The 23074-nt window shown below is 60.2% G+C and carries 23 protein-coding genes; 8 read left to right on the top strand and 15 right to left on the bottom strand.

Annotation, left to right across the window (positions count from 1 at the left end; all coding sequences use genetic code 11):
• Window positions 1-208: 208 nt before the first annotated feature.
• The 3 genes from GDN47_RS25145 to GDN47_RS25135 form a co-directional block, all read right to left on the bottom strand.
• Complete coding sequence (locus GDN47_RS25145) at window positions 209-1156, bottom strand: hypothetical protein (protein ID WP_145323671.1); 948 nt, start codon at window positions 1154-1156, stop codon at window positions 209-211.
• A complete protein-coding gene (locus GDN47_RS25140; RefSeq protein ID WP_233788743.1) occupies window positions 1146-2540 on the bottom strand; it encodes an Eco57I restriction-modification methylase domain-containing protein in 1395 nt (464 codons plus the stop codon). Before GDN47_RS25140 ends, GDN47_RS25145 begins: the two co-directional genes overlap by 11 nt.
• Window positions 2541-2989: 449 nt before the next feature.
• Window positions 2990-3190 carry a helix-turn-helix transcriptional regulator gene (locus GDN47_RS25135; RefSeq protein WP_145635268.1) on the bottom strand — a complete coding sequence of 67 codons (201 nt, stop codon included), beginning with the start codon at window positions 3188-3190 and terminating at the stop codon, window positions 2990-2992.
• Between the two features lie 165 nt (window positions 3191-3355).
• Here GDN47_RS25135 and GDN47_RS25130 point away from each other — a divergent pair, with 165 nt between their 5' ends.
• From GDN47_RS25130 to pepT, 7 genes are all read left to right on the top strand, one after another.
• Entirely contained in the window at window positions 3356-3931 is a 576-nt protein-coding gene (locus GDN47_RS25130) for a hypothetical protein (RefSeq protein WP_145635126.1), read from the top strand.
• Window positions 3932-4197: 266 nt separating this feature from the next.
• Window positions 4198-5787 carry an ABC transporter substrate-binding protein gene (locus GDN47_RS25125; RefSeq protein WP_145635270.1) on the top strand — a complete coding sequence of 530 codons (1590 nt, stop codon included), beginning with the start codon at window positions 4198-4200 and terminating at the stop codon, window positions 5785-5787.
• Window positions 5788-5792: 5 nt separating this feature from the next.
• Window positions 5793-6770, top strand: a complete 978-nt coding sequence (locus GDN47_RS25120) for an ABC transporter permease (protein ID WP_145635128.1) — start codon at window positions 5793-5795, stop codon at window positions 6768-6770.
• Between the two features lie 11 nt (window positions 6771-6781).
• A complete protein-coding gene (locus GDN47_RS25115) occupies window positions 6782-7657 on the top strand; it encodes an ABC transporter permease (RefSeq protein WP_145635131.1) in 876 nt (291 codons plus the stop codon).
• Window positions 7654-9327: a dipeptide ABC transporter ATP-binding protein gene (locus GDN47_RS25110; protein WP_152094502.1), complete on the top strand. Its 1674-nt coding sequence runs from the start codon at window positions 7654-7656 to the stop codon at window positions 9325-9327. The genes GDN47_RS25115 and GDN47_RS25110 overlap by 4 nt, the downstream gene beginning before the upstream one ends.
• Window positions 9328-9417: 90 nt before the next feature.
• Window positions 9418-10701: a CapA family protein gene (locus tag GDN47_RS25105; RefSeq protein ID WP_152094501.1), complete on the top strand. Its 1284-nt coding sequence runs from the start codon at window positions 9418-9420 to the stop codon at window positions 10699-10701.
• Between the two features lie 96 nt (window positions 10702-10797).
• On the top strand, window positions 10798-12042 hold the full coding sequence (gene pepT, locus GDN47_RS25100; RefSeq protein WP_152094500.1) for a peptidase T: 1245 nt from the start codon (window positions 10798-10800) through the stop codon (window positions 12040-12042).
• A 125-nt stretch (window positions 12043-12167) separates the two neighbouring features.
• On the opposite strand, the gene trbI is transcribed toward pepT, so the two are convergent.
• Genes trbI through traI form a run of 12 tightly spaced genes read right to left on the bottom strand, consistent with a single transcriptional unit; the run spans window position 12168 to window position 22307 of the window.
• Window positions 12168-13463: an IncP-type conjugal transfer protein TrbI gene (gene trbI, locus GDN47_RS25095; RefSeq protein ID WP_152094499.1), complete on the bottom strand. Its 1296-nt coding sequence runs from the start codon at window positions 13461-13463 to the stop codon at window positions 12168-12170.
• Between the two features lie 11 nt (window positions 13464-13474).
• Window positions 13475-13912 (bottom strand): conjugal transfer protein TrbH, encoded by a 438-nt coding sequence (gene trbH, locus GDN47_RS25090; protein WP_152094498.1) that lies wholly within the window; start codon window positions 13910-13912, stop codon window positions 13475-13477.
• Window positions 13913-13915: 3 nt separating this feature from the next.
• Window positions 13916-14728 carry a P-type conjugative transfer protein TrbG gene (trbG, locus tag GDN47_RS25085; protein WP_152094497.1) on the bottom strand — a complete coding sequence of 271 codons (813 nt, stop codon included), beginning with the start codon at window positions 14726-14728 and terminating at the stop codon, window positions 13916-13918.
• A 16-nt stretch (window positions 14729-14744) separates the two neighbouring features.
• Window positions 14745-15407, bottom strand: a complete 663-nt coding sequence (locus GDN47_RS25080) for a conjugal transfer protein TrbF (RefSeq protein WP_069610834.1) — start codon at window positions 15405-15407, stop codon at window positions 14745-14747.
• A gap of 18 nt (window positions 15408-15425) precedes the next feature.
• Window positions 15426-16607 (bottom strand): P-type conjugative transfer protein TrbL, encoded by a 1182-nt coding sequence (gene trbL, locus GDN47_RS25075; RefSeq protein ID WP_113396282.1) that lies wholly within the window; start codon window positions 16605-16607, stop codon window positions 15426-15428.
• Window positions 16601-16789, bottom strand: a complete 189-nt coding sequence (gene trbK / locus GDN47_RS25070) for an entry exclusion protein TrbK (protein ID WP_145323691.1) — start codon at window positions 16787-16789, stop codon at window positions 16601-16603. Before trbK ends, trbL begins: the two co-directional genes overlap by 7 nt.
• Window positions 16786-17589 (bottom strand): P-type conjugative transfer protein TrbJ, encoded by an 804-nt coding sequence (gene trbJ, locus GDN47_RS25065; RefSeq protein ID WP_152094552.1) that lies wholly within the window; start codon window positions 17587-17589, stop codon window positions 16786-16788. Before trbJ ends, trbK begins: the two co-directional genes overlap by 4 nt.
• Window positions 17561-20017 carry a conjugal transfer protein TrbE gene (locus tag GDN47_RS25060; RefSeq protein ID WP_152094496.1) on the bottom strand — a complete coding sequence of 819 codons (2457 nt, stop codon included), beginning with the start codon at window positions 20015-20017 and terminating at the stop codon, window positions 17561-17563. Before GDN47_RS25060 ends, trbJ begins: the two co-directional genes overlap by 29 nt.
• A gap of 10 nt (window positions 20018-20027) precedes the next feature.
• Entirely contained in the window at window positions 20028-20327 is a 300-nt protein-coding gene (locus tag GDN47_RS25055; protein WP_069610839.1) for a conjugal transfer protein TrbD, read from the bottom strand.
• Window positions 20320-20703: a TrbC/VirB2 family protein gene (locus GDN47_RS25050; RefSeq protein WP_145635154.1), complete on the bottom strand. Its 384-nt coding sequence runs from the start codon at window positions 20701-20703 to the stop codon at window positions 20320-20322. The genes GDN47_RS25055 and GDN47_RS25050 overlap by 8 nt, the downstream gene beginning before the upstream one ends.
• On the bottom strand, window positions 20693-21673 hold the full coding sequence (gene trbB / locus GDN47_RS25045) for a P-type conjugative transfer ATPase TrbB (protein ID WP_145635157.1): 981 nt from the start codon (window positions 21671-21673) through the stop codon (window positions 20693-20695). The genes GDN47_RS25050 and trbB overlap by 11 nt, the downstream gene beginning before the upstream one ends.
• A 10-nt stretch (window positions 21674-21683) precedes the next feature.
• Complete coding sequence (traI, locus tag GDN47_RS25040) at window positions 21684-22307, bottom strand: acyl-homoserine-lactone synthase (RefSeq protein ID WP_152094495.1); 624 nt, start codon at window positions 22305-22307, stop codon at window positions 21684-21686.
• A gap of 443 nt (window positions 22308-22750) precedes the next feature.
• Here traI and GDN47_RS25035 point away from each other — a divergent pair, with 443 nt between their 5' ends.
• Window positions 22751-22987 carry a hypothetical protein gene (locus tag GDN47_RS25035; RefSeq protein ID WP_113354827.1) on the top strand — a complete coding sequence of 79 codons (237 nt, stop codon included), beginning with the start codon at window positions 22751-22753 and terminating at the stop codon, window positions 22985-22987.
• Window positions 22988-23074: the final 87 nt, after the last annotated feature.

Below are 23074 nucleotides of genomic sequence, written 5' to 3'. Positions count from 1 at the left end.
GCCAATATTTTTCGCGCCGAGCCATTTTTCATCAAATACCTCGCGCGAAATCGGAACGTCGTGGGATGCTAGGCAACCAACCAGTTGAATGCCGCTATTGAAGATCAGAGATCTCCTGCCACCATCAGGTCTCATCGCGGCGATTACGCGCGTCGAGCTTCGCCGTTGAGAGAAGCAGCCTTTTATATACTTGCCAGTAGTGCGAATTTTAATCAGAACTTTCGACTGGCGCGATCTCTCCACCCACTCGCGGCATATAGTCCAGATCCGGCACCTTAAAGGCCGGTGATGCAGGATCCCATTCCAGTCGTCTCGTAGTGCGCGAGAGATCGGGAGCGCTGACCACAAAGCGCTCATCATAGCGAGCATACAGAGTGTCGAAGAAGCCGCTCAATCGAAGCGGGCTATCGGGACCAGGAAAACTATCGAGCAGGCTGTTTCGTCTAGTCCCGTGCATTTCGACCAGACCGAAGCCTATCGCCTCGTAACGGCTTACATCGTCGCGAATGCCGCGCCGGCCGACGAGTTCGCGCAGCGCATTATGAAAGCGGACGATACCGGCAACCGGTTCGCCACCTTCCGTCATAGCGACGTCGTTGGCGGCAAGCGTCTTGGCACCTTCGCTTGCCTGCTCCGCATCTGCGGCGACTTCGGCGGCATCGTCAAGTGCAGTTTCAATCATTCGGTTTGCACGTAGCAGGACGAGGTAGCCTAGAACCAGTGCCGGATACGTGATGTGCAGATTGGTACACTCACCGATCGTCTCTTCCATGCGGTTCGTCAGGTTTCGGAATGCACCGGTCACTCCCTTGCATGAAACGGCCAGAACCGGGCCAATACCCTCGCGCGTCACCACGACGTCGACGTTCTTGGTCTTCAAGCCGCCAAGGACGGTCCGCTCGCCACCTCCTGCCGAAGCCGGTTCGTATTCGAGAAGAGGGGGCTTTCCGGAACGGCGCTTTATACGAAATGGTGGGCGGGGTACGATATCGTCTGGATCAAAGCCGCCTTCGATGACCAATCGACAGGCTACATACCAATGCAGCGGCTTGATGTGGCTGGCGCTCTGGGTCTTGCCAGTGAATTCCGCAAAAGCCGCCAAGGCATCAGACTGATTGGTCCATTGGCAGGTCTTCGCCTCCAGATTACTCGGCATAATGCCTCCAACGATGAAGCGTGTTGATCGCATCTTCCAATGCGTCGTTGTGGGCTTCAGCGGCTCTGGCCTCCACTGGAAAGAGAATGCGCGAAGCTTCCCGGGGCTCCAGCTTCAACATTCCGCCGCCGAGCGCGTGCCCTTCAAGCTCGCAACTCAGCCGCACGAATGGGGTTGTCCATTGCGGCAGCAACTTGGCTGCAAGCGCACGATCACGGACACGCACCGAGTGAACGCTGTTGGTGCAGGTCACACCGGCGAGGTTTTGCACGAGGTTCGCGGATCGACCCGACATGTAGCTCAGGACGAAGTCCGGTATCTGCACATCCGGCACGGCATACCACGGCGTGCGATTGCGGCACTTGTAGCCGAGGCGGGCTTCACGGCCGGCACTGCTGTTCAGATAGCGCTGCACGCTCGACGGCAGTTCCTGTCCGCGCGTCAGTCGAAGGAGAAGAACCTTATCATCACTTTTGGTCCAAGCTTCGACAGTTGCCTCGGTAATCTGGCTGCTCGGCATCGCCCGGCCGTTGCGCAGGCTGGGATGAAGAAATGCAGCCGGAATTCCCAGCCGCTTGGCCTCCGATGGCCGCAGATGGAAAAAGTCATTGTCTCCGCTCACATACCCGATACCAATGGAGGCTATATCGCCGAACCGTTTGCTTGTCGGATCCTGGATGGCCGTCGCATAGATGTCGCGAACATTCTTCGACAAGAGGTACGGTCTCAGGCGACGCGACCAGGTCGTGCGCCATTCATCGACGTCGACGAAGATATCAGGCTTCGGCCTGTGTTTGTCGGGCTTGAATGTCTCGCACACTGTCAGGCCAATGCGGGACGTTGAACCGCCGTGGCCTTCGGCATAAAGCAGCCAGCAATCTTCCGAAAGCGATGGAAATAGCTTTCGCCGGATAGCGATGATGTGAACCTCAGCAAAGGAGCCGACAAGGTATTCCAGGAGAGGGGCGGCATATGGCGCATGCCCGATTTCTGCCGGCACGACGAAAGCCATCCGTCCGTCCGGCTTCAGCAGCGAGGCGCTTGCCACCAGGAACGGCGCCCAGGACGATGTCAGGCCGGAGAAGTGCGCGCCATATTGCGAACACAGATCCAACGCGCGGCGTCGGACGTCGCCCTTGAAACTTTGATAGCGAATAAATGGAGGATTGCCCGCTGCGCATTCGAAGCGCTCGCGCGTTTCGGCAGCCCAAGCGAAGAAATCGCCTTTATGAACCAGCGCCCAGGGTGCGGCCGCAATGGCAGCTTGAGCGGAAAGCGGGTTTTGCTCGATGCCGACGGATTTATGGTGGACGGAAATGAATTGGCCGTCGCCGCATGACGGATCTATCAGCCGGTCGGACGGCCGACGAAGCACCCAACTCACGAGAGCCTGCGCGACATCGCTTGGCGTGAAATACGCGCCAGATTGTTTCTGGCTAAAAATAGTCGACTCACCCTTTATCATCGCCCTACCTTGTCCCACCCCATCCGCTGTTTCAACTGAGCATGTCGCCCGCGATGGGCAGAACATACAAAGAACATCGAAGAGATGCAAAGGCTGCTGATGGCGAGTCCGCAAGCTCACCCGATCTTTCTTCCAGACAGATCATTGCTTCAGGCAGAGATATGTTGAGAGGAAGGTCCAGGGTTGGGGAAACCGGTGTAATCCTTCTGCAGGTCGGCAAACACATCTGCCGGTGTGTGGTACCCGGTGTTGTATGGCTCGGAGGCAGCCGCGCCGCTTGCTCGTGTGCCGAGCGCAAAAAGTGAGCCGCGACAATCGTAAGGGCGACGGGCTGCAGCGATGTGTTCGGCCGATTGTGTTTTAACGGTCTACGCCCCCGGCTTCCTGAAGCGAACACCAACTCCACCACCGTTCTCTGGGATAAATTCTATTCCGGCCGCCTGAAATGCGGCGATGATGCTGCCGATATTATTGTTGATAGGCATATGAGCGCCGCGTTCAAAATCAGCGATCGTTTGCCGAGACACGTTTGCTGCTTTTGCAAGCTCCGCTTGGCTCCAGCCCAACATAGCTCGTGCCCCGCGGCATTGCTCAGTTGTAAGAAGAAAATTATTCAAGGCACACTTTCTGATTGACTTCTATCATTTTGTAGGAGAGGCTACGGTCAGCGATCGAACAAGTGCGGCAACACCTGTTCGATCTGACCACAACCTAAGCTGTCAGGAGCTCGGATCATGGCTGATTCCGACAATAGCAGAACTTTGTCTATGGTCACGCAAGGAGACCTCCATTCCTTCGTGTCGGCGTCTTTTCCCACACATCCTGGGCTTGCAGCCCGACTTATGGGGCCATTGGATATCCAAAATGACGATCTCGCCTTTGCCATTTGGGAGCAATGGTGCGCGGCACGGCACCGGTTGATCGAATCATGCGTGCGGCAGCAGGGTCTCGAAAAGAGGCTGTTCGAGATGGTTGGCACGCCGTCCGACGCGCCTGAGGCGTGGAAGGCGGCCGACCGAGAGTTCGGATATAGCGCGGCGGTTCGGGAAGAGGAACGCGCGGCTGCCATTGAAGACGAGCTGGCAGAAAGGCTGTGGGATACGCCCGCGGAATCAATCGTCGGCGCGAGCCTCAAGCTCGATGCCATGCTCGCCAGATGGGAACCATCCGCTTCAAGCGATGAGGATCCCTGGCCACAGCTCCGTTCTGTCATCGCCGACTTGCTGAAGATTGACGCCGAAATGTCGTCCCGCGGTAGCGTTCGTCGTCAGGTCACGGCCGCGATGCAGGGAGCGACGCTCGGTGTCTAGCACCGCGCGTCTGCCGCAGGTCGGGTTCGCCGCTTCGGTTCCTCTCTAGGAATTTATCGGTTTTCGTTCCCCTCCGCTGACGCGGAGACGCCTCTGCCTCGTGTAATCGGAGGATGCCGCTTCGGGGTTGCTCATCGGGACGGCCGGCCGGGCCAGACGGTGCGAGCCGGATCCCTGAGGAAATCATCTCAATAGACATGCGTGGTGGGATCGCTTCCACCGCGACGGCCTCGGCCGCGCCAAAATTAAGAAAAGGGAACTTCATGATGAAACTCGGAAATCCATTGCGTCGGCTCATCCTGTCCGCGCCGCTGATCCTGTTTACGGTCTGGAGCGTGCTGGCTGGCCCGGCACAGGCGCAGGAGCTGCGGATCGCCACCTCGTACAAGCTGATGACGCTCGATCCGCATTACGCGAACCTCAACGAGAACACATCACTGCTGTCCCATATCTATGAGCGGCTGGTCTATCAGGATGAGCATCTTGACCTCAGGCCTGAGCTCGCGGTTTCCTGGCGCGCCGTTTCCGACACGCAGTGGGAATTCAAGCTTCGCGACAATGTCCGCTTTCATGATGGCTCGCCCTTCACGGCGGACGATGTCGTCTATACGATCGAGCGAATCCGCGATGTCCTGAAGCCACCGAGCGGCGGCTTTCGGTCCTATCTGACCGGAATCAAGTCAGTTTCGGCAAGAGATCCCCTTACCGTTGTCATCGACACGGACGGCAATCTCCCGAACCTGCCTTTGTCCCTCTCCTCAATCTTCGTGATGCACAGGCCGGCGCAGGGGTTCCAGACCACCGAGGAGCTCAATACCGGCCGTCCGGTTGGCACGGGACCCTACATGTTCGAGAGTTGGAGTTCCGGCGAGACGCTGAGGCTTTCCAGGAATGATGGCTACTGGGGTGGAAGGCCCGCCTGGTCCGCGGTGACGTTTCGGGTCATTGAAAGCCCCGCCGCACGCGTGGCGGCGCTGGCCACCGGCGATGTCGACGTGGCGGACGCCATTCCCGCGCGCGATGTCGCCTCCCTAAAAAATCGCGGCGTCCGGATCGCCAGCATTGGCGCCGCGCGCGTTAATTTCCTGCAGTTCGACGTTGGCAGAGATACGCTCCCAGGCGTCACCGGAAAGTCCGGCGAACCCATTCCCAACCCCTTTAAGGACCCATCCGTCCGCCGGGCGCTCGCCATGGCGATCGATCGCGGTATCCTGGTCGAGAAGATCCTCTCGGGCTACGGCACGGCCGCCGCGCAAGTCTTTCCGGCGGGCCTGCCGGGCACATCCGCGACCCTGAAGCCCGAGGCGCCGAATTATGACGACGCGAAAGCGCTTCTAGCGAAGGCAGGCTTTCCGAACGGCTTCAACGTCGTTCTGGCCGGACCCGCCGGCCGCTATCCCGGCGACGCCGAGAGCCTTCAGGCCATCGCCCAGAGCTGGGCTCGCATCGGCGTCAGCGTCCGGCCGGTCGCCTCGCCGTTCTCGGTGTTCAATACCCAGAGGGCGGCGGGCGATTATGCCCTGTGGTATGGCGGCAGCTCGGGCGAGACCGTGAATGTCATCCTCGATGCGCTGCTTGCCTCCCCAAATCCCGGCCGTGGAACCGGAGCCCTGAACTTTGGACATTATCGTAACGAGACCTTCGACGCGATGCTCGCCAAGGCGGAAAGCATGCAGGATGGGCCGGAGCGGAACAAGGCACTTGCCGCCGCGACGGAGTTCGTCATGGCCGACCAGCCGATCATTCCGCTCTACCACTTCCATCACATCGTCGGTTACGGGCCGCGTATCGCCTCCTATGTGATGCATCCCCGTGGCTGGACGACCGCGATGCAGGCGCTCGCGGCGACGGAGTAAGCATCATGGCCTTGGTTTCAGTCGCATTCGGCAGGCTTTCTCAAGCCCTCCTTCTCCTCCTCGCCATGTCGCTGATCGGATTCATCGGGCTTCACAGCGTCGGCAACCCGGTGTTCAGCATCGTCAATATGGAAACCGCCACGCCCGAGGATATCCGGCGCGCGACCATCGCGCTCGGGCTGGATCAACCGATCTGGCGTCAGTATCTCCTGTTCCTGGACAATGTCGTGCATGGAAACTTCGGCACGTCCTACATCTATCACCTGCCGGCGTTCGCGCTGGTCATAGCCAAGCTTCCCGCGACGCTCGAACTCGCCGGCGTGGCGATGCTCATCGCGGCTCCGGTCGGCGTAGGAGTGGGGCTCCTCGCCGGCCGGAGGAAGGGTACGTCACTCGATAAGGCCATCTTGAGATCAAGCGTGTTCGCGCTCAGCGTTCCATCATTCTGGCTGAGCATGATGCTGATCCTAGTCGGCGCCATCCTGACGGGCTGGTTCCCCTCCGGCGGCCGGGGTTCGACCGTGGTCGTCCTCGGCGAGGACTGGAGCGTGTTCACCGCGAACGGCCTGTGGCATCTCGCCCTCCCCGCCCTGGCGCTCGCCATCCCGAATATCGCGCTGATCGCCAGGCTGTCGCGAGCAGGCACGATCGAAGTCGAAAACCTGGACTTCACCCGGTTCTGTCGCGCCAAGGGCCTTTCCCCGCGACGGATACTGTTTCGCCACACGCTTCCCAACATCAGCGTGCCGATCGTGACCATCATCGGCCTGCAGTTCGGCGGCATGCTCGCCTTCGCGGTGGTGGTGGAATCCATCTTCGCGTGGCCGGGCGTCGGCAAGCTGCTGATTGATTCCATCCAGCTCCTCGACCGGCCGGTCGTGATGGCCACCCTGACCTTCATCGCCGTCGCCTTCGTCGTTCTGAACGCCCTTGTCGACCTGTTCCAGGCCGTGCTCGACCCGCGCGTGCGCTTGTCTTCATAAGGTGATCCATCGTGAGAACTGAAATCCTAAACACGCTGAAGAGGCGTCCGCGTCTTCAAGTCCTGACCGCCGCCAACATCGTGCTCGCTGTCTATATCCTCGTCGCGGTCGCCGCACCGGCGATCGCACCACAAAACCCTTATGATCCGCTGCAGATCTACGGCTGGGAGGCGTCCTCTCCCCCGGGCACAGGCGGCAGTGGCGGCTATCTTTACCTGCTCGGGACTGATGGGCTCGGCAGGGATATCGTCAGCTGCATCCTCTACGGGTTGCGCATCAGCCTCGTCGTATCGGTCACCAGCGCCGCCATCGCCGCATTGATCGGGCTTACCGCTGGCGTCTGTGCTGCCTTTTTCGGCAAGTGGGTGGATATCGCGATCATGCGGCTGGTCGACCTGCAACTCAGCCTTCCGACGATCCTCATCGCCCTGATCGCCATCGTCACACTTGGGCCTGGAATGGACCGGATCATCCTGGCCCTAATCATCGCCCAGTGGGCGACCTATGCGCGGCTGGCGCGCGGCATCGCCTTGAGCGAGGCGGGCAAGCCTTACATGGATGCCGCGCGCTTGCTGCGGATGCCGACCTCGCGGATCATCTTTCGCCACCTGCTACCGAACAGCATCGCGCCTGCCGTGACCCTGATACCGATCGAGATCGGTCACGCCGTGGCGCTCGAGGCGACCTTGTCCTTTCTGGGCCTTGGAGTTCCGCTCGACAAGCCATCCCTGGGTTCCACCGTCGCGAACGGCTTTCAGTATCTCCTGACCGGCCAGTACTGGATCAGCCTTTTCCCCGGCCTCGCCCTATTCGGGCTGATCGCCAGCATTAATCTGGTCGGCGAGGATATTCGCCGCCGTCTTGACCCGAGGAGCCGCGCGGCATGAGCGAAGAAAACATGAAGACTCCCCTGCTTCGGGTGCGCAATTTTGGCCTTCGTTACCGCTCGGCGTCCGGGCCGGTCACAATCCTGACCGATGTGAGCTTCGAACTCGATCGTGGCGAGATCCTCGGCATTATCGGCGAGTCGGGAGCGGGAAAATCCACGCTGGGTAATGCCGTGCTCGGCCTGCTCGCACCGGAATTCCAGCAATCGACCGGAACGATCGAATTCGATGGCAAGTCCATCGACGCCATGACAATGAGTGAGCGAGATGCCATTCGCGGGCGGCGGATATCGGCTATTTTTCAGGATCATACATCCTCGCTCGATCCGCTAATGAGCGTCGGGACGCAGATCCAGGAGACGATCCTGGCGATCGACCCCTCCCTTTTTCGGCGCCAGGCCCGCGCGCGTGCGATCGATCTGCTGGGCCGAGTTGGAATTCCCGACCCGGAGTGGCGATATGGCGATTACCCGCATCAGTTTTCGGGTGGCCAAAGACAGCGGATTGTCATCGCCATCGCGCTTGCCGGCTCTCCGGACATCATCATCGCCGACGAGCCGACATCGGCGCTGGATGCCACCGTCCAGAAGCAGATTCTCGGATTGCTTCGAACCCTCGTCGATGAAACCGGCGTCTCGGTCGTCCTCGTCACGCATGACATGGGCGTGGTTTCCGAGATCACCGACCGAGTCCTTGTCATGAGAAAGGGCCAAGTGGTCGAGCAGGATCGTACCACGGCTATCCTGGACGTGCCGCGAAATGACTATACGCGGAACCTGCTCGCGGCCGTCCCGCGGCTGCGGATCGCCGTGACGGCTGTGAAGACTGATAATGACACGGGTGGGATTGTTTCCGTCGAGAACGATAACGAGCGAGACATGTTTCTCGTGGTTGAAGGTCTTTCCAAAACCTTCCCGCCGCCGGGCCTGGCGTGGCGCCTTGGCCGGAACGGCCCGAAGTTCGCGCTGCGTGACGTCAATGTCCAACTGCGGCGCGGCACGATCACCGGCATCGTCGGCGAGAGCGGGAGCGGCAAGACGACGCTTGGCCGTATCGTCGCTGGCCTCGACACGGCACAAATAGGCAGGATCATCATCGACGGAAGGGAGTATGACCCGTCGAGGAATGGCCGGCGAGGCGGTCTTCTCGGCCGCGTGCAGATGATCTTTCAGGACCCGGCCATGTCGCTCAATCCCAGGATGACGATCGAGGAGACGCTGCGCGAAAGCATCCGATTTGGCGGAGTTTCGCGTCACGAAGGCGAGCCCGACGATCTCGTGAGGATGATGGATCGCCTCGGCCTCGCCCGAAGCCTGCTCGGCCGATATCCGCACCAGCTTTCAGGCGGCCAGAAGCAACGCGCCTGCATAGCGCGAGCCCTGCTGGCTCAGCCGCAAATTATCGTGGCGGACGAACCGACATCGGCTCTCGACGTCTCCGTGCAGGCGGAGATCGTGACGTTGCTGAAGGACACCATCACCGAGCGGGACATCACCATGATCTTTATCTCCCATGATCTGGCCGTCGTGCAGCAGCTCTGCGATTCCCTTTACATCTTCAGGAATGGCCAAGTGGAGGATGCCGGCCCTTGCGATGCCGTCTTCTCGCGTTCCCGCAATCCCTACACGCAAACGCTCATCAGCGCGCGGCCTCACCGCTTCATGGCCTGAGCCTCGATTGTTGCAACGGCTGAGCGCCGGTGCGCGCTTCAATATTGGTTTTTGGAAATTGGCGGCATTCGCCGCGATAAAAGGTGACACATGAACAACAGCTTCACGTTGGCCGTCACAGGCCAATCGCTCATAAAGCACGACATCCACGATATAAGCGCTGCAGCCTTCGGGCAGGTTCGCTCGCTACTTCATCAGGCCGATCTCTCGTTCACCAATTTCGAGGGGACGATCCTTGGTAATCACGGCGGTTGGCCGCTAAAGGGTTCGTTCTTCGGATGCAGCAAACCAGCCGTCCTGGACGCTCTCCGATCCATGGGGTTCGGCGCGCTTTCGCTCTCGAACAATCATGCCTTCGATCTTGGCCCGCCGGGCGTGTTGTCGACGCTGGAAGAGGTGGAGAAGCGAGGCTTCCTCCATGCCGGTCTTGGTCGCAACGGTCAGGAGGCCTCGCGTGCGGGTGTCGGGACAATCAAGGGCCGGCGTGTCGCGATCATCGCGATGGATGGCGGTCCGGGTCCGGATTTCATGTATGCGGCGGATGCGGACAACGGCCGTCCCGAGCGCCCCGGCGTGAACCGGCTCGGACTGTCACAGGTGATCGAGGTGGACGAAGAGTCGTTCCGACGGATCGGCGTCATCCGGGATAGGGTCGGCTACACGCCGATCGACCTTGCCAATGACAGCCAGCCGGACGATCCACGGCGTCTTTCTCCAGATCGCGAGATCGGTATCGGTCGCGCCGTGTTCACGCGATCCAACGGGTTCGGCCGCGGCGTGACGATCGATGAGCGCGACATGGCAAGAAATCTCGCGGCGATCGGCTCCGCCGCGGCCGACGGCTCCTTGGTGGTCGCCTATCTGCACCATCATCACTGGGCCTCGGACTGGTACCAGGTTCCCGAATGGGTCGGCGGCGTCGCCCGGCAATGCATCGACGCGGGAGCCGCCATGTTCGTCAGCCACGGCGCGCCGGTTCTCCAGCCCCTGGAGATCTATCGGGCCAAGCCGATCTTCTACAGTCTTGGCAATTTCATCTTCCATGTTCGTTCGGAAAAATCGACTTGGACGGCACCCGAGGTCTGGGAGAGCGTGATCAGCTTGTGCTCTTTCGACGGTGACAACAATCTTACCGCCATAACGCTTCATCCCGTCATCATCGGCGGCGACGAGGGACTGAAGGACCGACTGCTGGAGCGTCGGCTGGTGCCACATCTGGCAACGGCGAAAAGCGCCGAGAGAATCTTGCGGCGGTTTTCCCAACAATCGGCCAGCCTTGGCGTCGATATCGTGATCGAGGGCGATATTGGCGTCGTGCGGCTCGAGCCGAGGACATCAGGGTCGGAGGTCATGCGCGATCGCTTCGCTATCTGACGCCATGCCCAAATGCAGCGATCGGCCGTGCCACGAATGAGAATGCCGAGGATTTCGACGGCACCTCCTTGGGCCAGCCTGGATGGGATGAAAAACATGCAAGTTCGAGACGAGCTCGTCAGTCGATTTTTTCGTTATGCCGCGATCGAGAGCCAGAGCGACGGCCGTTCCCAATCGCTGCCATCATCACCCGGACAACTCGAGCTCGCCGTCTTGCTGGCAGAGGAGTTGCGTACGCTCGGGCTCGATGATGTCCAGGTCGACGAGCATGCGATCGTGACGGCGGTGAAGCGCGGGAGCAGACCGAAGGCTCCAAAAGTTGGCTTCATAGCCCATCTTGATACAGTCGACGTCGGTCTCTCGCCGATCGTCCGACCGCGGGTTCTTCGCTTCGAGGGAGCGGATCTTTGCCTCAATCCTCGCGAGGACATTTGGCTGCGCGTCGACGAACATCCGGAAATTCTCCGTTGGGCAGGCGAGGAGATCATCTTCGGCGACGGCACCAGCGTCCTGGGCGCGGATAACAAGGCGGCGATCGCGGTCATCATGACACTCCTTGCCCGGCTCGATGCAAAAGGCGAGCACGGAGACATCTTCGTTGCCTTCGTACCAGACGAGGAAATCGGGCTGCGGGGATCCAAGGCGCTCGATCTCTCCCGCTTCCCTTGCGATTTCGCCTATACGATCGATTGCTGCGAGCTAGGCGAAGTAGTCCTTGAGACCTTCAACGCCGCATCTTGTGAAATCGTCTTCACGGGTGTCAGCGCTCATCCCATGTCGGCGAAGGGCACCCTCGTCAATCCCCTGCTAATGGCCATAGACTTCATCGGCCACTTCGACCGTGGCGATGCACCGGAATGCACTCAGGATCGGGAGGGTTTTTTCTGGTTCAAGGATCTGATCGCAAATGACAGCCAGGCGACGTTGATCGCCCTGATCCGGGACTTCGATGAGATCGGATTCAATGAACGCAAACGTCGGATCTTGGAGATAGCGGATTTGGTCAACTCGCGATATCCGACTGGCGATGTTCGCTGCCAGCTGGCCGATACCTACCAAAATATCGCCAGCAGCCTTTGCGATGATAACCGCGCCGCTGAGCTGCTTTTCGAGGTTCTCGCCGAGCTCGGGATCGAAGCGAAGCTCCTGCCAATGCGCGGCGGCACCGATGGCGCCGTGCTTTCCGCTCGAGGAACACCGACTCCGAACTTCTTCACCGGCGCGCACAACTTTCATTCTCGCTTCGAGTTTCTACCTCTGCCGGCCTTCGAACGATCATTGGATGTTGCCCGCGGGATATGCCTGCTGGCCGCCAGGGAAAATGGATCGGACGGCAGCTGAAGGAATCGGGACTCGCAGGACCTCGTTTGGCATCGGCACCTTCTACGGAAAATTCAGCGACGTAGGAACGAGACGGATCCACCGAAATCATTGATGTTCCGCTTGACGCTCCGTCGAAGCTTCTCCTATCCCTGATAGGGGGCCGGGAAGATTATGTCCTGGTCCACCAGGACGTTGAATTTGTAGCCCGGCCGGATTTGGATCGTCGGCTGAACATTGAGGCTCTTCGAGATCGTCTGTTCCGCGACCCGGCCGAAGCTCTCGGCGAAATTTCGTCGCGCGGCATCCGACGCCGTGTCCTGCGTCGCAAGCGTTGAGCTTTCCGGCATCGACATGTCGATCCCAGTCCCGATAATCGCCACCAGCGCCGCTGAACCGAATGTCCTCCAGAGATGGCGGTCTACCTTGTCCCGGAAGCCCCCATATCCCTCGGCGTCGGTGCCTGCCATGCCGCCGATCCGCAAGGTAGACCCGTTTGGGAATATAAGATCCGTCCAGACGACTAGTACCCGTTCCTGACCAAAGGAAACTTTCGAGTCATATCGACCAAACAGCTTGGCGCCCTGCGGGATGAGGAGGCGATAGCCCGTCGCGCTGTCATAGACGTTCTGGCTGACCTGCGCGGTCACGCGCCCAGGCAGGTCGGAGTTGAGGCCGGTGATCAAGGTCGCGGGAATGACCGAGCCGCGCTTCAGTTCATAAGGCGACATCCGCGGCACGACCTGGTTCGGCAGGTAGCCGAGATCCTTGATGTCCTGGTTGAAGAAATCCTCCTTCGACGCCTGGCCGTTCTGGTCGACGTTTTGGCCGATAAGCCCGGATTTCATGGCGGTGGCGTAGAGGTCCGAAGCATTGTTCGCGGCGGCATTCGGCGCCTGGCGACCAGGCTCATTGGTGGAACTCGCCGCCTTCTCGACATCCGAGATGTCGACTTTAAGCGGTGAATCGAGCGCGGTGGCGCGGGCCTGAAGGCGCGCCATCCGTTGGCGCTGTGCTTCACGGATATATTGCTCGTCCTGCTCCCGCTTCAACCGCGCCTTCCACTCCTCTTCCGACTCCAGCCTTTGTCGACGATCTTGCCGCTCCGGTGGCTGACGTTCGACGAGTGGTTCGTGCTTCTCCGTTTTTTCCACGATCACGGGAGTTGGTTGAAACGACTCCTGCTTTTCCGGCTCACCGATAATGCCATCGGTTACACCTCTCTTGAGCTGGTCGCCGAAATTGGTCGCGGGGCTGTTAGACGCCTCCACGATGTCGCCACGTTGGAAGGAAAGACCGCGCAGCGACAGACCGATGACGACGATTCCCACGAACAACGTGATGACGATGATGGCGACGATGATCGGCAGGCGGTTGAGCCGGCGCATGCCGGTCTGATCGTCGGCTTGGCGTGACGTGCCAAGCTGGAGCGATTGGCCCATTTCGATCTCCCTCAGTTGCGCCGCATGATCGAAAGCGGACTGGCCGGCGCGGCGCCGGATCCCGTCGGCGTATAAGCACGGCCAAGAGCGATCGAAGGCGTCGACAGGCGCGCGAAAACCTGTCCATCGAACCGCTCGATTGCATAGGCAAGCTCAACCGGCTTGACGTCCTTCGCAACCTTGCCGTCCGTGACGACCGTGTAGCCCCACCCCTTCAGGGCCGCCTCGAGGGCGGTCGCGAACTCCGAGGTGTCGTTCTCCATCTTGATCGTCGCCACACCGGCCGGACCGATCTGCTCGGCAAGCCGGCTCGCCATGTCACCGGCAATGGCGCTTGCGGCGGGTCCGGTGACGGCGACGGGAGTTGAGCTCGTGGTCAGCGCGTCATCCGCCGTTTGGCAACCGGAAAGTAGCACGACCACGAGCAGGAATCCGAAAAGCTTGCCCATCGATCATCCTCCCCGCCGGATAGTGATCTTCTGCTGTCGCCAACCGACGCCGGAAACGAGGATCGCCTTGTCGATGGCATAGTCGACGGTCATCATGTTATTCTTCATCCGATAGTTCACGATGCGATTTTGGCCGCCGGAAACGACGAACAGTACCGGTGCGTCCTGATCCGAGATCGACTTCGGGAACTGGATGTAGGTCTTCACACCGTCCGAATAGACCCGCTTTGGCCTCCAGGGCGCGCTGCCGCTCACGGAATAGGAGAAGTTCAGCTTATCCGGCGTCGTGCCGGGAATGCCGCCTGTTTCGAGACGGGCATTGATATCCGCGAGCTTGGTCGAAACATCTTCCGGATATTCGAAGCCGACACGCGCCATGTATTGGCTGGGGTGAGACTTGAGCTGAATATGGTAGGTGCGTCGCGATGTCGTGACCACCATCGAGGTCACAAGACCAGATTCGGAAGGCTTGACGATCAGGTGGATCGCCTGGCCTCCGGTGGCCCCCGATGTCGCGGGTTCCACCTTCCAGCGCACCGTGTCGCCCACCAGCACGTCACGGACGATCTCACCACCCTGCAGCTCGATATCGCAGACCTGCAGCGGCGAACAGACGACCGAGGGCTGGGTCTCGCCGAACAGGAAGATGATCTTGCCATCCGGTCCTGTCGTGACCAGGCCAGGTGCCCCACGCCACTTCCGGGAAATATTCGTTCCCCTCACTTCATTCGTGGTCATGCTTTGCGCCTGCGCGCACGCCACAAAGGCGAGTCCGGCCATGCAGCCGGCGGCCGCGATCAATCCTCTTTTTCGCATTGAGATATCCCTATCCTTAAAGCTGAGCCGTCCAGTCGAAATCCCGGACATAGAGGCCGATGGGATTGAGGCGGATCGTCGCCTCATCCTGCGGCGCGGTAAGCGCGACCGTGGCGATGCCACGAAAGCGACGGGTCCCGGTTTCCTTGCCCTTCCGGTCCCGCTCGTATTCCGTCCAGTCGATTTGATAGGTCTGCTTCGAAAGCGCCACGATGTTGTTGACCTCGATCGCGACCGTCGAGGATCTCGCCCTCTCGAAGGGTGAATTGCCGCGGAACCAAGTGTTGATCTTCTCGGTCGACGGATCGGAGGTGCGCAGCAGAGCGTAGGTGCGGTCGATATATTGCTTCTGTACCACGGCGTCGGGCGTGATAGAACGGAAGCTCGTGACGAAGTTGCCGAGCGTCGAGCGTACCACCCGCGCATCGGCATACTCGATTTGTTCGGGGAAGCCGGCTGTTACCGCGGTTCCAAGCTTGTCGACCTCGACGATATAGGGGACAAGCTTCACTTGGGTACTCAGATACATCGCGTAGCCGAACCCGATCACGGCCATTGCCAGGCCAAGGATGCCGACGATCCGCCAAGCGGCGGCGGCTTTCACATAGGAGCCATAGCGTTCGTTCCATTCAAGACGTGCGGCGAGATACGGATTATCAGGTGCGCGGTTCGCTGCCATTTGTTCTTCCCTTGTGATTTATGATCTGTCGTTGCGTTCCGGGGGCGGCTTTGGCGCGCCGTGACCGCCACGCTGTTCATCGAGCTTCGCATTCGCAAGTCCGAGAATGGAGCCGGCATAGGCGCCGGGGGAGCCGATCGCCTTTTCCTTGGCGGCTGAGCCGGCTGCTTGCGCGCCCGAACCGAAGCCCACACCGATACCGCGAAGAGCGGCGCCAGCGACGGAAGAGCCCGCGGCTCGTGCGGCCTGGGCCGCCGCGAAGCCCGCGCCAGCCGCGCCAGCGGCGAGGAACCCGGCGCCGGTGGCGAAGGATGCCGCCTGTCCACCATGGCGGATCGTCTCCATACCGCCGCTGACGGAGGCTCCCTGGACAACACCCTGAAGGATGCTCGGTACATACATGGCGATAATGAAGACCACGACGGAAATGCCGGCGATCGACAAAGTGGTGACAAATCGATCGGAGGATGCGGTCGGAGCATTCGCCAGACCCAAGAGGACCTGCGATCCGATCTTCGCGATCATCACCAGCGCCATCAGCTTCATGCCGACGCCGAAGGCGTATATGAGGTAACGGATGGCGAAGTCTTTCGTGTAGGATGAGCCGCCCAGCCCTAGCATGATCATGCCGGCCAGCAGACCAACATACATCTCGACCATCACCGATACGAAGATCGCCGCGACAAGCGAAAAGCAAATGACGACGACGCCCATCGCTAGTATGGCCGCGATCGCCAGGGCATTGTCCTCGAAAACCCCGAATTTCGCCTGTTGTGACATTTGCGAGGCGACCCGGATACCGGCGTCGAATATTTCGGCGGGCGAGGCTGAGCCACCGCCCGAGCCGATCTGAAACAGGCTGTCGATCACCGCGCGTGCAAACGTCGGCCCTTGCGTGAGGACGAACGCAAAGAACCCGATGAACATGATCCGCCGTACGAGTTCGGCGAACCAACTATCCAGCGACGCGGCCTGGACGGCGAGCCAGACCGCCGCGATACCGACTTCGATCGTCGCGAGGATCCAGAACAGCGATTTCGCCGCGTCCATGATAGTTGTCTCCCATCCCTTCGCCGCGGCCGATACTTGGTTTTCCAGCTCGGTGAGAACCTGTCCTTCCTGCGCTAACGCGGGGGCGGCGCAGGCGAGGCAGGCAAGTCCTGCGATCAGGAACGGGCGCTCAAAATTGCTCTTCACCATCTTGGGCGCATCTCCTGTCCGTCCTTAATCGGTGGCGGCTCCCCGCCGGAGCCGAAGAATTTCTCCCGAAGAGCACGCTGCTCCTCGCTGAGAACAGGTTTGGCTCCGCCCCGGAAACCAGCGATCAACAGGCTCGCGGCGGTGACGGCGAGCAACAGGGCAACGAGGGCAGCGCGGCTCACCAGCGAGGCTCCATTTTTTGACCTTCGGGAATGCTCTTGACCTCGGCGTCGAAGAACTTTTCGCGTCGCGCCTGGGCCAAATCCTTGTCGGTCTGCTCGGTCTGGAGCCAAGTTCCCATCATCGTCATTTGCTGTGAGACGAGACCGCGAAGCTTCTGCATCTGCGCGACTTGCTGGGCGGCGATTTCGTGGCCCACCTGTAAGGCCTTCATCTGCCCATCGGCCGTCTCCGACAACGATCTCAAGGACGACATCGTCTCCTCCTCGCTGTCGAATTGGCTGGCCGTCAGGCTCGCCGCCTTCAGGGAGCTGGCGATGGTGTCGCGGTTGGTGTTTGACCAGGACTGGTAGGTCGAGGAGAACGTCGCGTTGTCCGGCAGGTTGGTTTTGAGATCGGCATAACTCTGAAAACGCTGCTGAAGAACATCGTCGGCATTGCCCATCGAAAAGGCGATGCCCTGACCTTGGTTGACGATACCGCGCAGCTGATTGAGATCGCTTTCAACTTGTCCCCAGATATGATCGGGGAGCCGAGCCGTGTTTTGCAGCATGTTCTGGTAGATCTTGAGCTGGTTTTCGATCTGATCCGCAAGCTGGCTGATCTGCGTCAGCTGGTTGTCGACCTGGATGCCCGAGCTCTTGAGCAGGTCCACCAATTGCGCGTTGTTGGCGAGCTGCGTCCACTCCGTCGCGGCACCGGTGGCGGTCCCCGCTCGAGCTAAAGGCGCGGTTCCGATCGTCAGGGCCGCGGCCGCCAGGCAGGCGAACCATCTATTCGAACTTGAGTAGCGATGTGGCATCGTGAACTCCTCTCGATTCAAGCCAGTGGATCGGCCAGTCATGGCCATGTTCGGATTTCAGCGCGCGGATGCGCTTCAAGTCTTCCTTGCCGGAAGCGCCGACGAAGCTAAGGGCGACCGGTCCGAGCGACATGTCGAAGAGGCGTCGGCCTTCAGGCGTCGCCACGTAATATTCGCGCTTGGGGATCGCGGTGGAGACAATGTCGATCTGCCGCTCGTTAAAGCCCATTCGCTCATAGAACTCCCGCGTGCCCGGCTGTCGAGCGGAACCATTGGGAAGGCAAATCTTGGTCGGGCACGACTCCTTCAGGACGTCGATAATCCCGGACCGCTCGGCGTCCGAGATGGATTGGGTCGCGAGCACCACCGCGCAATTGGCCTTGCGCAGTACCTTCAGCCATTCGCGGATCTTGTCGCGGAACACGGGATGACCGAGCATCAGCCAGGCCTCGTCGAGCACGATCAGACTGGGAGACCCGTCCAGGCGCTTCTCGATCCGGTGGAACAGGTAGATCAGAACCGGGACGAGGTTGCGCTCGCCCATGCTCATGAGCTGCTCGATCTCGAAGGTCTGGAAGGCGCCAAGGGTCAGCCCGTCTTCCTCGGCATCCAGGAGCTGCCCCATGGGCCCATCGACGGTGTAGTGATGCAGTGCGTCCTTTATCTCGCGCAGCTGCACGCCGCTGGCGAAATCCGAAAGCGATCGCCCAGAAGCACTCGCCATCAGTCCGATCTGACGGGAAATGGCATTACGATGATCGGGCGTGATGGTGACACCCTGGAGGCCGACCAGCATCTCGACCCATTCCGTCGCCCACGCACGGTCGGCGTCGCTTCCGAGTTCGGATAGGGGGCAGAAGGCCAGCGCCCGGTCCTTCCCTTCGGCGTCATCGCCGATCTCATAGTGATCGCCGCCGGCCGCGAGCGTCAGCGGCAAAAGCGCGCTTCCTTTGTCGAACGCGAAAATCTGAGCTTGGCCGTATCGGCGGAACTGCGCGGCGATCAGCGCCAGAAGTGTCGATTTACCCGATCCCGTCGGCCCGAAGATCAGCGTGTGGCCAACATCATCGACGTGCAGGTTGAGCCGGAACGGGGTGGATCCGCTCGCGACCTGCATCAAGGGCGGCGAATTCGGTGGGTAGAAGGGGCAGGGGGCGATCGGGCTTCCCGACCACACCGAGTTGAGCGGGATGAGGTCCGCGAGATTGCTGGTGTTGATCAGTGGTTCGCGGATATTGCAATACCAATTGCCTGGCAGACTGCCAAGAAACGCGTCCGTCGCATTGAGCGTCTCTATCCGAGCGCCAAAACCTTCGGCCTGGATCAGCCGGCGGATCGCCTCAGCCTTTTCCTGCAGTGCCTCGCGGTCGCTGTCGAACAGCACGATGACCGGCGTGTAATAGCCATAGGCAACCAGCTGCGATGAGGCCTGTGCGATGGCATCCTCGGTCTCGGCCACCATGGCCATCGCATCCTGATCCATCGACCGGCTTTGTGTTTGGAATATCTGGTCGAAGAATGGCCGGACTTTCTGCTGCCATTTCTTGCGCGTGCGCTCCAGCTTTTGCCGCGACTCCTCCGCATCGAGAAAAATGAAGCGGGATGACCATCGATAGGTCAGCGGCATCAAGTCGAGGCTATTGAGAATGCCTGGCCAGCTCTCCGCCGGCAGACCATCGATCGCGACAACGCCTAGGAAGCGGCTTTCGACCTTTGGCGTCAGGCCATGCTCAAGCTCGGCCGTCGCGATCCAGTCGACGTACATGGGAATATCCGGAAGCCTGATCGGATGGTTCTCGCCCGTGATGCAGAATCGCACGAACTGCAGCAGGTCGTCATAGCGGGCGATCCTTTCCCTTCCCTTCTCGATCGTCTCACGGGTTTCCATTCGCCTGATCGACAATGTGTTCGCGAGATACTGCTCGATTTCACGGATGGCATTCTTGAAAACAAGGAGCACCGTGTCCGCGTAAGACTTCTTCCGACTCTCTTCATCCGAATAGATATATTTGCTGAGGGCGGTCTTCCGGGACTCAAGCGGCCGGTAGGTGAGAATGAGGGCGTGCTTGCTCTCGAAATGCCCCTGATCCCGCTTGAAATGCGCCCGGCGCTCCGCGTCGATCGCGCGCGTGACCGGATCGCGGAAATGGCAGCGCTCTTCCGACGGATAATCGACCGTCGGAATGCGGATGGCCTCGACCTGGATCATCCAGCCGCTTCCAAGCCGCGAGAGGACCGCATTGATCTGCCGCGAAAGGCCGTTGCGTTCAAGATCGGTCGCGCTTTCCGAGTCCGGACCGGCGAAGTACCAGCCGGCCATCAGGCTCCCGTCCTTCAGCAGGAGAACGCCATTGTCGACCAGGCCCGCATAGGGAACCAGATCGGCGAAGGATGGACCGGTCGCGCGGAAGCGTTTGAGTGCCGCCATAGCCGTCTCCTCAATACCGGCGCCAAGGCGACGTGGTCGCCTTATAGTAGGGTCTGTACGAGATATGCCGGATATAGACCTGCCGCATGAATGGGTCGGACTTCGCCATCATCCTGAGAAGTCCGACGATGACGATCCAAACGGCGACTCCAAAGAGCGCGGAATAGACGGTCAGCACAACGAAGATCAGGATGACCGCGGCCAGACCGGTGAGCAGCACTAGTTCGCGGTCGGCGCCCATCAGGAGGTTCGGACGCGAGAGTGCACGGTGAATGCGGTTGCGCTGCAGGCCAGATACGGGCTCAGTCATGAGTCCTCTCCCCGTCCAAGCGTTGTCCGTTCGATGTTAGCTGCGCGTCCGGCAATCCGATCGAGGCACCGGTCGCGCCGAACAGGCCGACGATGTTGGTGGCGCCGAGCAGGATGCCGGCGACGAGGACGACATAGACCAAGCGCCGCGCGAAATCGTTGAGCTCGCCGCCGAAGATCAGCATTCCGCCAGCGATGGCCACGGCGGCCAGTGCAATGGCGCCGGCGACCGGACCGGTGATCGATTCCTGGATTTGCTGCAACGGACCTTCCCAGGGCAGGCTGCCGCCAGAACTGGCGAACGCTGGGGTGACGCTAGCAAGAGCGAAGGATGCGGCAAGCAGCGCAACGATGAAACTCAAGTTCTTACACGACATGATGTGCTTCTTCCTGTTCTTCGCTAAGTTGGTCGGATTCAATTTCATATCGGCCGTTGACGAAGCGCTCGACCTGGATGACGTCACGAACGCGCCGCCCGCGCGCTGTCCGTTCGATGGAGATAACGAGATCGACGGCTTCGCCGATCACCTCGTTCATGGGCTGCTGGCTTGCTTCCGCCGTGAGCTGCTCAAGACGACGCAGCGCCGACAGGGCGGTGTTCGAGTGAATGGTTGCCACTCCACCCGGGTGACCGGTGTTCCATGCCTTGAGCAAGGTGAGAGCGGCACCGTCGCGGACTTCGCCGACAACAATCCGATCGGGACGCAGGCGCATGGTGCTCTTCAAGAGCCGTGCCATGTCGACAGTGTCACTGGTATGAAGAAGAACGGCGTTCTCCGCCGTACATTGGATCTCGGCCGTATCCTCCAGAATGACGAGCCGATCCTCTGGTGCGCATTTCACGATCTCGTCGATCACCGCATTCGCGAGCGTTGTCTTGCCAGACCCGGTACCACCCGAAATGATGATGTTCAGCCTGGAGGAGATCGCGCTTCGAATCGTGAAGGCCTGGTCCTGTGTCATAACGCCGGAGCACACATAATCGTTGAGCGGGATTAGACGCGAAGCGCGTCGGCGAATCGTGAAGGCAGGCTTGGCGACCACCGGCGGCAGCAGACCTTCGAACCGGTGACCGCCTATCGGTAGCTCTCCGGAGATGATGGGTTGCTCGGCGTCGACTTCGGACTGGAGGGCATGGGCAACCGTGCCGATCACCATTTCGGCGGCGGCCGACGACATCTCGCCGGCCGGAGCGATACCGTGCCCAAGCCGTTCGATGTAGAGCTTTCCGTCCGGATTGAGCATTATCTCGACGACGGTCGGATCATCTAGCGCGACGCAGAGCTGATCGCCGAGGGCTTCTTGAAGTTTGCGGACAAGCCGGGGGTGAGAGCGAAGCTGGTTCACCGATTTCTCCTTACATCGCATGGTTGCTAGGGGTGAATTCCGACTGGTAGTTGGAAGGGCGGAGCTTCTGAAACATCTCCTCATTGGCAGGTAAGATGCCGGCTACCGCCATGGTACCACCGATCTTCCTGGGTCGGCCGAGGCGCTGGAGCGGCCAATCGACACGAGCGAGGATCCGCTCGAAGCGGACGTCGGTCACCGTGACGATTTCCGAGAAGTTGTTCGCCATGCACCATTCGATGATTCCCGCGAACATGGTCAGCGTTGCTTCATGCACTGAACCCGTTTCCCTTCCCTCCTTAAGTGCGGTGTCGACGCAAAAGCGCGAGCTTTCGATCATTGCGCGGTGGGCATTTAGCCGGCCATTCGGGAGAAGCGAGGAAAAGACCTCGGTCACCATGGTCGGACCGAGGGCCGGGAGCAGCCTTGCACATCCGGCCACTTGGCCACAGGCGGAGATTGCGAGGACGTAGGTTGGCCCATGAGCGTCAAAGTCATCGGACTCGCATTCCGCGGTTACCTTGACGTCCCAACCCAGGCGACCGGAGAACACGCGGGCACGGAGTTTGTGATGCATGTGGAGGAGATGCGTCTCCTGGATCGTCCGGGGCGTCGAGAACGCGACAACTCGCATGAACTTCTCCGTCGTTGTTTCTTCCGCGGAGAAATCAGCACAGATTGGAATCGTGTGGCAGTTGTAGAATCCTACAAATCGGTAGCGGCCTGGGTCGGGTGACTTGGGAAAGATGCTGGAAGATCAATATTTCAACAGCGTTTCCGTTGAATGTGGTACCAGAGCCTGCCCGCAAATTTCGAGCCATGCGATTTGTGGCGGATTTCGCATGGGCGCGAACTGATGGCGGCCACGGTGGTCGTTCGGGCCATGCTGGGGGTGAGCAATGCAAAGGTTGCTGTTGATCGACCTCGCACCTCAAGTGTGAGTCCAAGCTGCAACAGTTTTCGACAATCGACCGCTTGGCCCAGCCGGCGCTGGATCCCTTTCCTCCGTTCGAGTTATTTCGATAGGGCAGGATGATTTGAGCGGACATGGTGGCCGTCTCATCCGAAGGACACGTCATGACGGCGCAGATTGTCGCGGCATGGGCCGCACGGAACGGTTTCGATTTGCTCGATGCATGGAGGTATCGTCGCAGTGACGATGCACGCACAATCACCATCGAGATCAAGAGGCTCTCGGTGGTGTTGATCGATGAGAGAACAGGTTCGCGCCCGCGGATCGTTTCCGCATTGTTCAAGGATCTGGTGTTCGGGAATCCGAGCAGCAAACTCGACCGGCTCCTGCTTGATCGTTGACAAGCGGGTGGCCGGGATTTCCATCTCTGTAATTGTTACGCTATTCGACCATGCGCAGCTGTGGACACTCCGAGATTACATTGAATC

It is taken from the genome of Martinezella dioscoreae, assembly GCF_009176305.1.
GTDB lineage: Bacteria > Pseudomonadota > Alphaproteobacteria > Rhizobiales > Rhizobiaceae > Rhizobium > Rhizobium dioscoreae.
The sequence above is the reverse complement of the archived record's forward strand: the minus strand, read 5'-3'. Positions and strand labels throughout refer to the sequence as shown.